This window comes from Streptomyces sp. NPDC042346 (assembly GCF_055581845.1).
In genome coordinates, this window is record NZ_JBVJEH010000012.1 from 39672 (window position 1) to 53199 (window position 13528).

Annotated in this window: 13 protein-coding genes and 1 pseudogene; 5 read left to right on the forward strand and 9 right to left on the reverse strand. The window is 74.7% G+C overall.

The annotated features are described in order from the left end of the window. Positions 1 to 57 precede the first annotated feature (57 nt). Positions 58 to 804, reverse strand: coding sequence for a class I SAM-dependent methyltransferase (locus ACZ6K0_RS35600; protein WP_469235384.1), 747 nt, complete (start codon positions 802 to 804; stop codon positions 58 to 60). A gap of 39 nt (positions 805 to 843) precedes the next feature. Continuing rightward, positions 844 to 1149 carry a 4a-hydroxytetrahydrobiopterin dehydratase gene (locus ACZ6K0_RS35605; RefSeq protein ID WP_376407697.1) on the reverse strand — a complete coding sequence of 102 codons (306 nt, stop codon included), beginning with the start codon at positions 1147 to 1149 and terminating at the stop codon, positions 844 to 846. A gap of 90 nt (positions 1150 to 1239) precedes the next feature. Between ACZ6K0_RS35605 and ACZ6K0_RS35610 the strand changes: the two genes are divergently transcribed. Then, a complete protein-coding gene (locus tag ACZ6K0_RS35610; RefSeq protein WP_376407699.1) occupies positions 1240 to 2061 on the forward strand; it encodes a helix-turn-helix domain-containing protein in 822 nt (273 codons plus the stop codon). On the opposite strand, the gene ACZ6K0_RS35615 is transcribed toward ACZ6K0_RS35610, so the two are convergent. Then, the gene (locus ACZ6K0_RS35615; RefSeq protein WP_469235387.1) at positions 2051 to 2473 is read right to left on the reverse strand and encodes a hypothetical protein; all 423 of its coding nucleotides are present in this window, start codon (positions 2471 to 2473) and stop codon (positions 2051 to 2053) included. The two genes, ACZ6K0_RS35610 and ACZ6K0_RS35615, sit on opposite strands and share 11 nt — an antisense overlap. Before the next feature lie 274 nt (positions 2474 to 2747). Between ACZ6K0_RS35615 and ACZ6K0_RS35620 the strand changes: the two genes are divergently transcribed. Both ACZ6K0_RS35620 and ACZ6K0_RS35625 read left to right on the forward strand, forming a co-directional pair. Continuing rightward, positions 2748 to 3953: a low temperature requirement protein A gene (locus ACZ6K0_RS35620; protein ID WP_376407703.1), complete on the forward strand. Its 1206-nt coding sequence runs from the start codon at positions 2748 to 2750 to the stop codon at positions 3951 to 3953. A gap of 120 nt (positions 3954 to 4073) precedes the next feature. Then, the gene (locus ACZ6K0_RS35625; RefSeq protein ID WP_376407705.1) at positions 4074 to 4847 is read left to right on the forward strand and encodes an IclR family transcriptional regulator; all 774 of its coding nucleotides are present in this window, start codon (positions 4074 to 4076) and stop codon (positions 4845 to 4847) included. A gap of 57 nt (positions 4848 to 4904) precedes the next feature. On the opposite strand, the gene ACZ6K0_RS35630 is transcribed toward ACZ6K0_RS35625, so the two are convergent. The 6 genes from ACZ6K0_RS35630 to ACZ6K0_RS35655 all read right to left on the reverse strand — a co-directional run bounded on the left by ACZ6K0_RS35630 (position 4905) and on the right by ACZ6K0_RS35655 (position 11853). After that, positions 4905 to 6740: an alpha/beta hydrolase gene (locus tag ACZ6K0_RS35630; protein WP_469235389.1), complete on the reverse strand. Its 1836-nt coding sequence runs from the start codon at positions 6738 to 6740 to the stop codon at positions 4905 to 4907. Between the two features lie 153 nt (positions 6741 to 6893). After that, positions 6894 to 7046, reverse strand: a complete 153-nt coding sequence (locus tag ACZ6K0_RS35635) for a hypothetical protein (protein ID WP_376407709.1) — start codon at positions 7044 to 7046, stop codon at positions 6894 to 6896. A 60-nt stretch (positions 7047 to 7106) separates the two neighbouring features. Then, complete coding sequence (locus ACZ6K0_RS35640; protein ID WP_469235391.1) at positions 7107 to 7481, reverse strand: hypothetical protein; 375 nt, start codon at positions 7479 to 7481, stop codon at positions 7107 to 7109. A 119-nt stretch (positions 7482 to 7600) separates the two neighbouring features. Then, positions 7601 to 8992, reverse strand: coding sequence for an amino acid permease (locus tag ACZ6K0_RS35645; RefSeq protein WP_469235393.1), 1392 nt, complete (start codon positions 8990 to 8992; stop codon positions 7601 to 7603). 65 nt (positions 8993 to 9057) lie between these two features. After that, positions 9058 to 11172, reverse strand: coding sequence for a phage holin family protein (locus ACZ6K0_RS35650; protein ID WP_469235476.1), 2115 nt, complete (start codon positions 11170 to 11172; stop codon positions 9058 to 9060). Between the two features lie 276 nt (positions 11173 to 11448). Further along, positions 11449 to 11853 (reverse strand): recombinase family protein, encoded by a 405-nt coding sequence (locus tag ACZ6K0_RS35655; protein ID WP_056647192.1) that lies wholly within the window; start codon positions 11851 to 11853, stop codon positions 11449 to 11451. Positions 11854 to 12004: 151 nt separating this feature from the next. Here ACZ6K0_RS35655 and ACZ6K0_RS35660 point away from each other — a divergent pair, with 151 nt between their 5' ends. After that, the gene (locus tag ACZ6K0_RS35660) at positions 12005 to 12784 is read left to right on the forward strand and encodes an MBL fold metallo-hydrolase (protein ID WP_376407715.1); all 780 of its coding nucleotides are present in this window, start codon (positions 12005 to 12007) and stop codon (positions 12782 to 12784) included. Beyond that, a pseudogene (locus tag ACZ6K0_RS35665) lies at positions 12784 to 13425 on the forward strand (DedA family protein); the annotation flags it as partial. The gene ACZ6K0_RS35660 and the pseudogene ACZ6K0_RS35665, both read left to right, overlap by 1 nt. Positions 13426 to 13528 lie beyond the last annotated feature (103 nt).

Below are 13528 nucleotides of genomic sequence, written 5' to 3' on the forward strand. Positions count from 1 at the left end.
GAGGGCGGGCCACCGGAGGTTCCGAGCCCGCGTGGGTGACCGACCGGGTGCTGGGCTTCAGCCGCGCCTGACGAAGCGGGCCAGCCGGTAGCGGGGGTCGGCGCGCGGGCGGTCCTGGTCCGGGAGGGCCCCGAGGGCGGCGGCGAGCGAGTCGGCGGACGCCGTGTCGCCGTCGAACCAGGACGCGAAGTAGCCGCTGCGCAGCTTCCGTACGGTGTCGCGCGGGGTGCCGCCCTGGCCGTGGCCCGTGAAGTCGGTGCCGGGGGCGGGGTCGAGACCGTGGGCGGCGGCGTGAGGGGTGATCAGGTCCGAGCGGTCGGAGGCGGAGGCCGCCGAGCGGAGGGGGCGGAGGATCTCGTCGATGTCACTGCCGACGTCGTGGGCCGCGTCCTTGTCGACGGTGGCGATCAGGACGCCGCCGGGGCGCAGGACGCGGGCCGCCTCGGCGACGATCTCCGGCGCGAAGGGGACGAGGTGCAGCAGCCAGACGGCGGAGACGGCGTCCAGCGAGGCGTCGGGCAGCGGAAGCCGCCGGGCGTCGGCGCGGACGGTCCGTCCCGGCAGGCGCCCGGCGGCCGTCCGCAGCATCGCGTGGGCGGCGTCGGCCCCGTACACGCGCAGCCCGGTCCTGGTGAGGCGCTCGGTCACCAGGCCGGTGCCGCAGGCGAGGTCGAGGAGCGTGCGGGCACCGGCCGGCACGAGGCGCAGCACGGCCCCGGCCGCGGCCTCGGCGCGGGGCACGCCTCCACGGGTCCGGTCGTAGTGCGCCGCCTCGGCCTCGTAGTCCAGCACGGTGTCCGCCATGCCGATGATCATACGGACGGAAGAGCGGGTGATCTCAGGTCAGTTGGCGCCGTGGCCGGGGGCGATCACCTCGACCCGCTCCGCGAGCGCGAAGTCCTTCTCGGTGACGGCCCCGCCGGCGGAGTGGGTGTTCACGGACAGGGCCACGGTGTTGTAGCCGAGGGTCAGGTCGGAGTGGTGGCCGAGCTCCTGCTGGATCTGGGCCACGTGCACGACGAGGGCGGTCGCGGCGAAGTGGTCGCCGAGCCGGTAGGTGCGGGAGAGACGGTCGCCTTCGACGGACCACCCGGGGAGCTCCCGCAGTCGGTCCTCGATCTCCTTCTGCGACAGCGGCTGTGTGGGCACGGTGGTGCTCCCTCCGGTCAGTGGTGCGCGGTGACGGACAGGGTCCCCCGGGGAAGCTACCCGGGTCCCCCTCTGGGATACCGTCTGGCCATGACAACTGTCGTGAGCGACACGGGGGTAGGGCCGCTGCTGCGCGGTTGGCGTGAGCGGCGGCGGCTGAGTCAGCTGGAGCTCGCGCTGCGGGCCGATTCCTCGGCGCGGCACATCTCCTTCGTGGAGACGGGCCGTTCCCGGCCGAGCGAGGAGATGATCCTCCGGCTCGCCGAGCACCTGGACGTGCCGGTACGGGATCAGAACGCGCTGCTGCTCGCCGCCGGGTACGCCCCCCGGTACACGGAGACGCCGCTCGGCGCCCCGCACCTGGAGGTGCTCCGGGAGGGCATCGAGCGGCTGTTGCAGGGATACGAGCCGTATCCGGCGTTCGTGGTGGACGGCTCGTACACGGTGGTGGCGGCCAACCGGGGCATCGGGCTGCTCCTCGACGGGCTGCCGGAGCATCTGCTGGCCGCGCCGCTGAACGCGATGCGGCTGACGCTCCACCCCGAGGGCCTCGCTCCGCGGATCCGGAACCTGCGGGAGTGGCGGGGGCATCTGCTGGCCCAGATGGAGCGGCAGATCGCCCTGGCCCGGTCGGAGGCGCTGCGCGAGTTGTACGAGGAGGTGGCGGCGTATCCGCTGCCGCCGGGCGCGGAGGAGGAGAGCGAGCCCGACGCGGAGCCGTATCCGTACATCGCGCTGCCGATGCGGATCGAGCACGACGGGCGGATCCTGTCGTTCGTGTCGTCGATCTCGACGTTCAACACGCCGATGGACGTGACCGTCGCCGAGCTGGCCATCGAGATGCTGCTCCCGGCCGACGCGGAGACGGTCGCGTACCTCCAGCAATCCCTGGCGGCGGCGCTCAGCGAGTAGCCGTGCCGGCGCGCAGGGCGGTCCACTGGAGCAGGGCGAACCCGGCGACGGTCACCGCCTGCATCGGCGTCCACAGGAGCCCGGCGGTGGTCGGCTCCAGCCAGGTGAAGAGGGCGACGACACTCAGGACGGCCCAGAGGACGTTGAGGTCGACGACGAGCTTGATGCCGAGGGCCGGGGGCTGCTGGCGGCTCGCGAGCCAGGCGACCCCGGCGGCGTACGCCGTGAGGAAGACGCCGAGTTCGAGCAGCAGGGCCGCGTCGATGCCGAGGAGCTCGCCGAGGGGACCGGAGGCCGCGAGGTAGGCGAGCCCGTTGGCCCCGGTGACGACGGCGTCGAGGGCGAGGAAGCGGCGCAGGGCGGTCTGGGGCCGGGTGGTGCGAGCGAGACCGGTCAGCAGGGCCTGGGACATGGCGGATCACCCTCCATGGGGGACGTTCGTGCTGGTGGTGGGCCCGGAGCCCGAGCGGAGTGCGCCGCCCGGGTTCCGGTGTTCATGAGCATGCCGCGCGGCAGCGGAGGGGTCGATTACCCGCGAGGTAATGCCCGGGGTCATGCCGGCGGTGCGGCGGGGGTGACGGCGGGCGTCGTGCCGGACTTCGGACAGGCGTGTCGCCGTGTCCCCGGCGTGAGTAGTCTTCGCGCCGGGGTGGCCGAGACCGGTCCCCCGGAGGGGGAGACGACTCATGGCATGGAACAGGGAACGGGCCCGCGTGGTGGCCACCGGGGACGACCACAAGGTGACACCCGCGGAACTCTTCTTCGACCTGGTGTTCGTGTACGCGATCACGCAGGTCACCGCCCTGATGGCGGCGCGTCCCACCCCGGTGCAGGTGGTCGGCGGGATGGTCGTGCTCGCGCTGCTCTGGTGGTGCTGGTGCTGCTTCGCGTGGCTGGGGAACGTCGTACGGGCCGACTCCGGCGGCGTGTTCGCCGTCCTCGTCACCGTCATGGCCGTCGTCCTGATCGTGTCGCTCGCCGTGCCCGAGGTCTTCGCCGACGCGCCCGGCGGGCTCTCGGCCCCGCTGGTGTTCGTCCTCTGCTACGGCGCGGTGCGCGTCCTGCACCTGGCCTCGTACTGGGTCTCCAGCCCCGGGGATCCGGTGCTGCGCGCCACGCTGCGCCGTACGGCTCTGGTGTCCGTACTGCCGCCCCTCGTCCTGCTGCTGATCGGCAGCGCGTACAGCGGCCGCGTCCAACTCCTGCTGTGGATCGGCGCGGTGGCCGTCGACTACGGCGCCATCTGGGTCACCGGGTCCTCCGGCTGGCGGGTCAACTCCCCCGGGCACTTCGCCGAACGCCACGGCCTGATCGTGATCATCGCGCTCGGCGAGTCCATCGTGGCGATGGGCGTCGGGGTCTCCGGCTTCCCGCTGACCTTCGCCGTCCTCGGCGCCTCGGCCGCCGGGCTGCTGCTCGCGGCCGGGCTGTGGCGGCTGTACTTCCGGCAGCTCGGCGAGGCCGCCGAGCACCGGCTCGCCGGGCTCGACGGCGACGACCGCACCCGCTTCGCCCGGGACGTCTACACCTTCCTCCATCTGCCGCTGGTCGCGGGCGTCGTGCTCTGCGCGCTCGGCATGAAGAAGGTCCTCACGCAGGTCGCCGACACCGGTCACTACGGCCTCGCCGAGCCCCTGCACGGGGTCGTCGCCTGGTCCCTGACCGGAGGCGTCGGCGTCTTCCTGCTCGGCGCCGCCGCGATCGTGCTGCGCACGACGGGCCGGCGGCCGACCGCCCTGGCCGTCGGCGGGGTCGGCTGCCTCGCGGCGGGCCCGCTCGTCGGGCTCGTCCCGGCCCTGCCGGCGCTCGCGGTCCTCGCCACCACGACGGCGGTCCTCGTCGCGCTGCACGGCCGGCGGGCCCCGGCGGTCCTCACGGCGGCGGAGGCGTAACCGCCCCCGGGGTCCGTCCTGTTGGAGGAAAGTGACGGTTCGCCGCACCCGTACGAGTCGATCGAACAAGGCTCCGGCCACCGGCGGCCGGACGGGCGGGGTGCTCGGCAGACTGGGCCCATGGCCCCCTCCACGCCCACCCTCATAAGTTCCGTACGCCGTGCGCTCGTTCTGCTCGAAACGGTCGCAGAGCACGGCGAGATCACCGCCAAGCGGCTCGCCCGCGAGACGCGGATGCCGCTGCCGACCACGTACCACCTCCTGCGGACCCTGGTGCACGACGGCTATCTGCGGCGCGAGCGCGGGACGTTCCGGCTCGGACCCGCCGTGCCCGGGCTCTCCGCCCGGGGGCCGGGGCCGGGTCCCGGTCCCGGGCCCGGGCCCGGTCTGCGGCTCGCCGAGTGGCTGGGGGTGCTGCGGGACGAGCTCGGCGCGCCCGTGTACTACGCGGACTTGGCCGACGGGGAGGTGCGGGTGGTGGCCTCGGCGGAGAGTCCGGAGCACCGGGCGGTCGAGGAGTGGGCGGACTTCCGGACGAGCGCGCACGCCCACGCGCTCGGCCAGTGCCTGCTCGCCCAGCTGTCCCCGGAGGCCCGCCGCACCTATCTGGCCCGGCGGCCGGTGGTCCGGCTGACCCCGCGCACGGTCCGGGACGAGGAGGGGCTCCTGAGCCGGCTCGCCGGGTTACGGCGGGGGGCGCCGGTCCTCGAACGGGAGGAGTACGTCCTCGGCACGGTGTGCGCGGCGGTGCCGATCACGGTGGGCGGGGCCCACTCGGCGGTCGGCTTCTCGCTGCCGGTGGGCGAGCGGGCGCGCCTGGAGTCGACGGCGGAGCGCCTGCGGGAGCGGCTCGAACGGGCGCTGACGACGCACGCGTTCACGGTGCTGACCTGACGGGGCCGCACGGTGCTGACCTGACAGGGCCGCACGGGGGTGTCCCGACGGGGCCGTTCAGTAGGCGGCCTTGCGGTGGCGGATGAAGGCGCGCAGGCGGGTCGTGTCGGCGGCGGTCCAGTCGGGCGGCGGCAGGACCGCCGCCCAGCCGTCGACGGCGCCGGCCCCGTACCGGTGGCCGTGCGGGGCGTCGACGCCGTAGGAGACGGTCATGTCCACGGAGGTCTGCCAGAAGGCGACGAAGGGGAACCAGCCGATCTCGGGCGTGACGTCGGGGCCGAGCGGCTCGTCGAGCCACTCGGGGCGGTCGAGGAGCAGTTCGGGCGACCACCAGACGACGGGGTCGGAGGCGTTCTGGAGGTAGACCGCGCGCGGCCGTTCCCAGGCGGCGGCGGGGCGTTCGAGGTCGGTGCCGGGGAACTGCGCGAAGCGGATGTGGGCGCCGCCGCGGTACTCGGGGCGCCAGACGGGGCTGCCGGGGTCGCGGTCGCGGCGGATCTCGCGGGAGATCGGGGAGAAGTGCGGGGCGCCCATCAGGAGGGCGCCGTCGGTTCCGGCGAGGAGTGCGTCGGCGGTGCCGAAGGAGGCTTCGACGGCGTAGGCGCCGAGGCTCTCCCCGGTGACGACGAGCTTCGGGCGCCGGTCGGCGGGGAGGGCGTCGAGGCGGGCGCGGACGGCGTCGAGGAGGGCCCGGGTGGCCTGTCCGGCCTTCTCCTTGTCGACGAGGAAGGAGACCCAGCTCGGGAGGTACGAGTACTGGACGGCGACGATCGCGGTGTCGCCGCCGTACATGTACTCCAGGGCCTCGGCGACGTTCGGGTCTATCCAGCCGGTCCCGGTGGTCCCGGCGACGGCGAGGACGGCCCGGTCGAAGGCGCCGGTCCGTTCGAGTTCGCGGACGGCGAGGCGGGCCTGGGCGGCGAAGGGGCGGTCGTCCGCGAAGGCGGCGGGCAGCGCGGAGGGTATGTAGACGCGGACCGGTTCGCGGGCGGGCCGGCCGGTCCAGGCGGTGAGGGCGGAGCGGGTGGGCGTGGAGCCGGTGAAGTTGCGGCCCTGGTAGCCGAGGTCCCGCCAGGGGATGAGCGAGCCGGGGCCGCCGGAGACGTGGCGGGACGCGGGGCGCCGGATGCCGTCCTTGGTGCCGCCGTTGGTGGCCTCTGCGATGCGGTCGGCGAGGTCGACGACGCCCCGGTCGAAGACGACGTCGCGGACGCCGACGAGGACGACGAGGGCGGAGAGGGCCGCGCCGACGGCGAAGGCGACGGGGCGCGGCAGGAGCCGGCCGAGGAACCGGATCAGGGTGACGGCCCCGAGGCGTACGGAGCGGGCGACGAGGAGCGCGGCGATGAGGAGGCCGAGGGCGATCAGCGCGATCATCGGCGTGTGCCAGGTGAGGGTCGGCGGGAGGTCCTGGAGGACCCGGAGCTGACGCTGCATCCGGGCGCTCTCGGAGATGAGCCAGACGGCGAGGACCGGGCTGAGCAGCCAGTACGCCTGCCAGCAGCGGGTGCGGATCCGCTCGCCGGGGCGGCGGCGCACGAGGACGCGGAAGAGCCAGGCGAGGGTGGAGCCGAGGGCGTAGCCGATGGCGGCGGTGATGCCGCCGACGATCCCCTGGAGGAACCAGGGGCGGGGCACGAGGGAGGGGGTGAGGCTCGACCAGAAGAAGACGGTGGCTAAGCAGAGCGCGGTGAGGTCGGGCCAGCGGCGGATGCGGTACGAGGGGTCGGGGCGGTCCCAGTAGGGGCGCCGCGCGAAGGCGAGGAGCCGGGCGGCGGCCCGGTTCGTGGCGCCGGTGGTGCGGGGGTCCGTGGCCGTCGTGGTGTCGGGGCCCGGGCCGGACGCGGGTCCGGCGGACCGATCGGGGCTGGTGTTCCGGTCGGTCGAGGTCATCGGATCAGCCTCGTACGTCCGTACACCGGTCCGCAAATCGAATTCCCGCCGGGGTCCGCGCCGGCCGGTGGCCGGGGTCAGCGCCCAGCCGTGCCCGGGGTCCGCGTCGGCCCGTGGCCGGGGTCAGCGCGGCCCGTGGCCGGGTCCGCGCGGTCAGCGGGCGGGGTCCTCCCGGGGGACGGGAGGCTCGGTCACCGGGGCGGGCGCCGGTTCGGCGGGCTCGGCGGAGCGGCGGTCGGCGCGCTGGGCGCGGGAGGCCTCGGCGCGCAGCAGGGCCTGGAGGACGGCGTACGGGTCGACGGGCATGGCGGAACTCCTCGCGGGGGGGTGTGATGTAGGGGCGTGCTGCCGGGAGGTGCGGGCCTCTCAGCAGCGCATCACCTCGCGCCGGGGCGCGTCGCCACGCGGGGCGGGTACGGGAGCGGGGCCGGTGGTACGGGAGCGCCGGGCGGTACGGGGGCGGCGGCGCGCCGGGGCGGGCCGGAGGCGCGTGCGGTGCCGCCGGGTCCGGCCGGGGAGCCCGGCCTCGGCGGCGGCCGGTTCGCACGTCTCGCCGCCCGTGTCGGGGGTCGGGCCCGCGGCGGCGGCGCGGAGTTCGGCGCCGCCGGGAAGGGCGTGGGCGGCGCCCGCGCCGAAGAGGGCGGTGAGGACGAGGAGGAGCGCGATCCACCGGCGCGCGCCCTGCGCGGGGCGCGTCCGGCGGCCCGCCGGGGTGGCGGGTTCCGCGGTCGGCTCGGGCACGGGGCTCACGGAGATCCGTCATGCCCCGCCGGGGTGGGCGCGCGGCGGTCCGGGGCCGAGATCCGCCCGGGCGGCCTACGTCCGGGGCCCCTGATTCACCGCACCGGCCGCGCGGGCGGTCACGGCCGGGCCTCGGCCTCCCCTGCCGCCGCGCGCTGCTTGCGGGCCGACATCCACGCGTACACGAGCACGCCGGCGAAGAGGAACAGGACGCCCTGGTAGACGGCGGCGTAGCCGGAGCCGGCGACGAGCCAGAGGGAGAAACCGAAGGCGGCGAGGGCGAGGACGGCGTCGCGGACGAGCCGGGGGCGGTGGACGCGGTCGGCCTGGCCGGAGAGCAGGAAGTGGATCTGCGCGGCGGTGGAGAGGAGGTACGGGACGGTGGCGGTGAAGGTCGTGACGAGGACGAGGGTCTCGAAGACGCCCTGCGTGCCGGCCGTGTAGTTGTAGACGGTGAGCAGGGAGGCGAGGACGACGGTCACGGCGACGCCGACCGTCGGGACGCCGCGCCGCTTGTGGGCGAAGGCCTTCGGGAAGAGTCCGTCGCGGGCCGCCGCGTACGGGGTCTGGGCGCTGAGCAGCGTCCAGCCGTTGAGCGCGCCGACCATCGAGACGAGCGCCATGCAGGCGATGGCGGTGCCGCCCCAGGAGCCGCCGAACATGACGTTCACGGTGTCCGAGAAGGGGGCGGAGGAGTCGACGAGCCGGTCGTGGGGGACGGTGCCGAAGACGGAGAGGGTGCCGAGGAGGTAGATCGTGGCGGCGCCGAGCGTGCCGAGGATGGTGGCGCGGCCGACGTTGCGCCGGGGGTCGCGGACCTCGCCCGCGCTGACGGCGGCGGACTCGACGCCGAGGTAGCTGAAGAGCAGGATCGCGGCGGAGGCGGAGACCGCGCCGAGGGCGCTGCCCTCGCTCGCCCGGAAGGGGCCGAGGTTGGCGCTGTCGAAGAAGAAGAGTCCGCCGACGGCGACGAGCAGCAGCGGCACGAACTTGAGGACGGTCGCGACGAGCTGCACGGCGCCGACGTACCGGGTGCCGGCGAGGTTGGCGAGGGCCGGGAGCCACTGGAGGGCGAGGGCGGCGGCAATGGTGGCGGCCTTCGACTCGTGGACGGGGATCAGGACGTCGAGGTAGCCGACGGCGGCGACGGCGAGGGCGGCGTTGGAGACCCAGGTGGTGATCCAGTACGACCAGGCCGCCAGGAATCCGGCGAAGTCGCCGAAGGCCTCGCGGGCGTACACGTAGGGTCCGCCGGTCATCGGGAGGCGCCGGGCGAGGCGGCCGAAGACGAGGGCGAGGGCGATCGCGCCGAGGGTGAGGACGCCGAAGGCGACGAGGCTGATCGTGCCGTAGGGGGCGACGGAGGCGGGGAGCAGGAAGATGCCGCCGCCGATGATGTTCCCCATGACGAGCGCGGTCGCGACGGGGAGTCCGAAGCGGCGGGCGTGTCTGTTCGCGGGGGGAGCGGTGTCCGTGCCGGGTCCGGTCTGTGGAGTTGTGGCCGTGCTCATGGGGTGGTGCGCCTTCCGTCGTACAAGCGCGGACATCGTCCGGTAACGACGAACAAGCGTCCAAATCAGCGGTTTTTGTCCTGTACGACCCCGTCATCAACCGGAAGATCTGATTCCGATCGATGCGGGGGCGGGGAAATCTCCAGCGCCGGTCCCAGCGGTCCCACCGGCCCCAGCGGCACCTGCGGGCCCGCCGACTCACGCAGCCAGCGCCGCAGCACCCGGTGGATCCGCTCCGCGCCGACCAGCTCCTCCCCCGCGCCGACCGGCGCCGACAGCTCCGGCGGGGACAGCAGGAAGGGGTGCGACTGCTCGCCGCCGAGCCCGCCGTGCGAGCCGATCTGCTCCTCGAAGGCGTGCACGGTGCCGGTCGCCGGGTCGTACATCGAGTTGACCATGATGTCCGCGACGTGCGGGAAGCCGTCCGTACGGCGCACGGCGTCCGCCGCGCCCCGCCCGAAGACGGCCAGCGGCCCCTCGTCGGCGAGCTCGGCGACCGGCACCTCCACCCCGTCGCGGGCGAGGACGAGCGAGCCGTGCTCGGCACTCGCCACGAGCACGAAGCCGACGCCCGGGTGATGGGCGAGGGTCCGCAGGAGCGCCGGGTGGCGCCGGTCGATCTCCTCGCGGGTCATCCGGTGCGGCACGTCGGGGAAGGAGATCAGACCGAGGTTTCCGGAGGCGAGGACGACCGGCTCGGAGGGCTTGGCGGGCAGCTCGCGCGCCGTCTCGCCGCTCTCGTCCAGCGGCCGGTGCAGGGCGCTGCGCAGCGCGTCCCTGGCCGCGTCGCGCGCCTCCGAACCGCTGCGGGTGCGGCGGACGCGGCGCGGCACCGGCAGCCCGCACCCGGCCCGTACGAGCTCCTTGAGCGAGAGGCCGTACGCCGACTCGAAGGTCTCGCCCGGGCTCTGCCCGTGGTCGGAGAGGAGCACGATCCGGTACGGGCGCGGAGCGTGCTCGGCGACGGTCTCGATCAGCGCGATCGCACGGTCGAGGCGGCGCAGGACCTGGTCGGTGTCCCGGCCGTGCGGTCCGGAGTGGTGGGCCACCTCGTCGTACGCGACGAGGTCGGCGTAGACCGCGGTCCGCCCGGCCAGCATGTCCCCCATCACGGCGGAGACCACCACGTCCCGCTCGACGACCGTCGCGAAGGCGCGGACGAAGGGGTACGTGCCGCCGCGCGAGACCCTCGGGGTCTCGCTGCGCAGCAGCGCCCGGGTGGACTGGCACATCTCGCGGACGCACTCGGTGACGAGCGAGCCGGCGGTGCGGACGGCGTTGGCCGGGTCGGAGAAGTACGCGAAGTAGCCGGCGCGGGAGCGGTTGCGGCGGCCGCGCCGGGCGGCCATCGACAGGACCAGGGCGAGCTGGTCGGCGCCGCCGCTGAAGAGGTTGCCGCGGGAGGCTCCGTCGAAGGTGAGCAGCCCGCCGTCGCCGGTGCGGCGCACGGCCCGCCGCTGGAGCTCCACGGCGCTCGCGGGGCGGTTGGACACCATGAGCCGGCCGGTGTCCTTCTCGTACCAGCGGAAGGCGGGCACGTCCTCGTTGGAGCCGTGCAGGATGCCGAGCTGGCTGGCGCCGGTCTGGCTGGACCAGTCGGTGCGCCAGGGGGTGAGCCGGTGGCCGGTGTCGAGCCAGCCGGCGACGGTCGGCATGAGCCCGTCGGCGACGGCGGCGCGCAGCACGTGGTGGCCGACGCCGTCGAGCTGGAGGAAGACGGTGCCGGGGACGGCCTCCGACGCGTCGTCGGGGTCGCGGGGCCGGGTGCGGCCGGTGAGCCGGTAGAGGCGGCGGCGGTAGGCGTCGTCGTCGCGGACGGCGAGGGCCGTGGAGGTCGCGGAGGCGACGGCGGACATGACGGCGGCGACCACGACGGCCGTCTCGGGGTCGGCGGCGCCGCGCCCGTCGGGGATCAGCCAGAGCGCGACGAGCAGCAGCGAGCCGTTGAGGAAGAAGACGAGCAGGCCGAGGACGAGCGCCGGGACGAGGAGGAGGGCGCGGACGATCACCGGCCACACGAGCGCGCCGAGCAGACCGAAGGCGCCCGCGGCGGTGGCCGCGGTGACGGCCGTTCTCGTCATGCTGTCGCCGTCGGCGGACTGGAGCTCGAAGTCGGGCAGCAGTCCGGCGAGGACGAGCATGGTGAGGGTGGACACCGCCCAGACCACGATCATCCGCATCACCGTGGCACTCGCGGTCCGCCAGCGGCCGGCGCCACCCCATCGCCCGTCTCCCACGCCCGATTCACCTTTCGCCCGTTTCCTGCCTCAAGCGTGGCACAACGCCCACGGTCAAGACGGAAAACGGGTGACGGCGGACGGCCCGGGTGTGTCAGGTCGCACCCTCGCGCGCCGCACGGTACGGAAGGGTCAGGAGCCGTCGTACGCGGCGGCGGTCACGAGCGAGTCGTCGTAGCCCGCGGTGGTCACGAGCCGAGTCGTCGTAGCCGGCGACGGTCACGAGCCGTCGTAGCCGGCGGTGGGCATGGAGAGCCGGCGGTGCACGCCGGCCTTGGCCGCCGTGTCGTACGCCGGTTCGTCGAGGCCGACCGTCTCGACCCGCACCCCGCGGCGCTCGCACTCGGCGCGGAAGCCCGGCACCGAGGTCAGCGCGCGGGCGAGGACCCGTTCGTTGGCGGCGACGAACAGGTCGACCTCACCCGCCTCCACGTCCTCCCACAGGGCCGCGTGGTCGGGACGGATGCCGTAGAAGAGGAGCCGGCGGGCGAGCACGTACCCCTTGTCGACGGCCCAGCGCGCGCACAGCTCGTGCTGGCCGCGCGTGTCCACCAGGAAAGGGTCGCTGTCCAGCTCTTCGAGCGGGGTGAGGCTGGCGATCGCCGCCACCCGAACGTCGTCCATGGACCGACCCTACTGGGGAACGGGACGGCCGAACATCCTCCGGAGCACGCTCCGGACATTTACCCTCGTTACGGAGTTACGGAACGGTCGCGGACATCAGGGCGCGGCGGCCGGAGCCCCGAAGGACGGTAGGCGGAGAACGGAAGGCGGCATGCCGGTGGAGGTCACCTGGTGGGGTCACGCGACCTGCACGGTCGAGGACTCCGGGGTCCGCTTCCTCACCGACCCGCTGTTCGCGCGGCGGTTCGCGCACCTGCGACGGAGGCGCGGCGCCCTGCCCCCGCCCGAGGCCGTACGCGCCGAGGCCGTCCTCGTCTCGCACCTGCACGCCGACCATCTGCACCTGCCCTCGCTGGCCCGGCTCGCGCCGGGGACCCGGGTCGTCGTGCCCCGCGGGGCGCCCGCCGCCGTACCGGGGCTGCGCAAGCTCGACGGGAACGGGCTGCGGCTGACCGAGGTCGAGCCGGGCGACACGGTGACGGTCGAGGGCGTGACGGTACGGGTCGTGCCGGCGCTCCACGACGGGCGGCGGCTGCCGGTCGGGCCGCACCGCTCCCCCGCGCTCGGGTACGTCGTCGAGGGCGAGGCGCGGACGTACTTCGCCGGGGACACGGGTCTCTTCGACGGGATGGCGGAGGCGGTGGGTCCGGTGGACGTGGCGCTGCTGCCGGTCGGCGGCTGGGGGCCGTACCTCGGGCACGGGCACCTCGACGCGGGCCGGGCCGCCCAGGCGCTCGCCGCGCTCTCGCCCGCCGCCGCGGTGCCCGTGCACTTCGGCACGTACTGGCCGATCGGGCTCGACGGGGTCCGGCCGCACGAGTTCCACGCGCCGGGGGACGAGTTCGTCCGGCACGCGGCGCGGCTCGCGCCGAAGGTGGCGGTGCACCTGCTCGCCCACGGCGAGCGGGTGCGGCCGGAGGTCGCGCGGTGATGGACGGTCTCGTCCGGCTCGCCGGGGCCGTGCGCGAGCTGCCGCCCGAGTCGACGCAGCAGGCGGTCGGCTACCCCTCGCTGTTCCTGCTCGTGGCGCTGGGCGCGCTGGTGCCGATCGTGCCGACGGGCGCCATCGTCAGTTCGGCGGCGGTGGTCGCCTTCCACCAGACGTCACCGCTGTCGCTGCTCTACGTCTTCCTGGTGGCGGCGTTCGCCGCGTTCCTCGGGGACATCGCGCTGTACTGGCTCGGGCAGCGCGGGGTCCGGTCGCGCAACGGCTCGCGGTGGCTGGCCGCGCTGCGGGGCCGGGTGACGCCGGAGCGGCTCGCGCAGGCGCAGGAGCGGCTCGACAGCCATCAGGTGTCGGTGCTCGTGCTGTCCCGGCTGGTGCCTGCGGGGCGGATCCCGGTGATGCTGGCGTGTCTGCTCGCGCAGATGCCGCTGCGGCGCTTCGCGCGGGGGGACGCGGCGGCGTGCCTCGCGTGGGCGGCGACGTACCAGCTGATCGGGATCCTGGGCGGTTCGCTCTTCCCGGAACCGTGGCAGGGGGTCGTGGCGGCGGTGGGTCTCACGCTGCTGCTCAGCGCGATCCCGGCGCTGTGGCGGCGGATGCGGGGATCTTCCGGGCGGACGGCGGGGCCGCAGGACACCTCGGGCACGTCGGGTACGTCGGGTACGTCGGGTACGTCGGGAGCTTCGGGTACGTCGGGCGCCTCTGGTGCTTCGGGTACGCCGGGCGCCA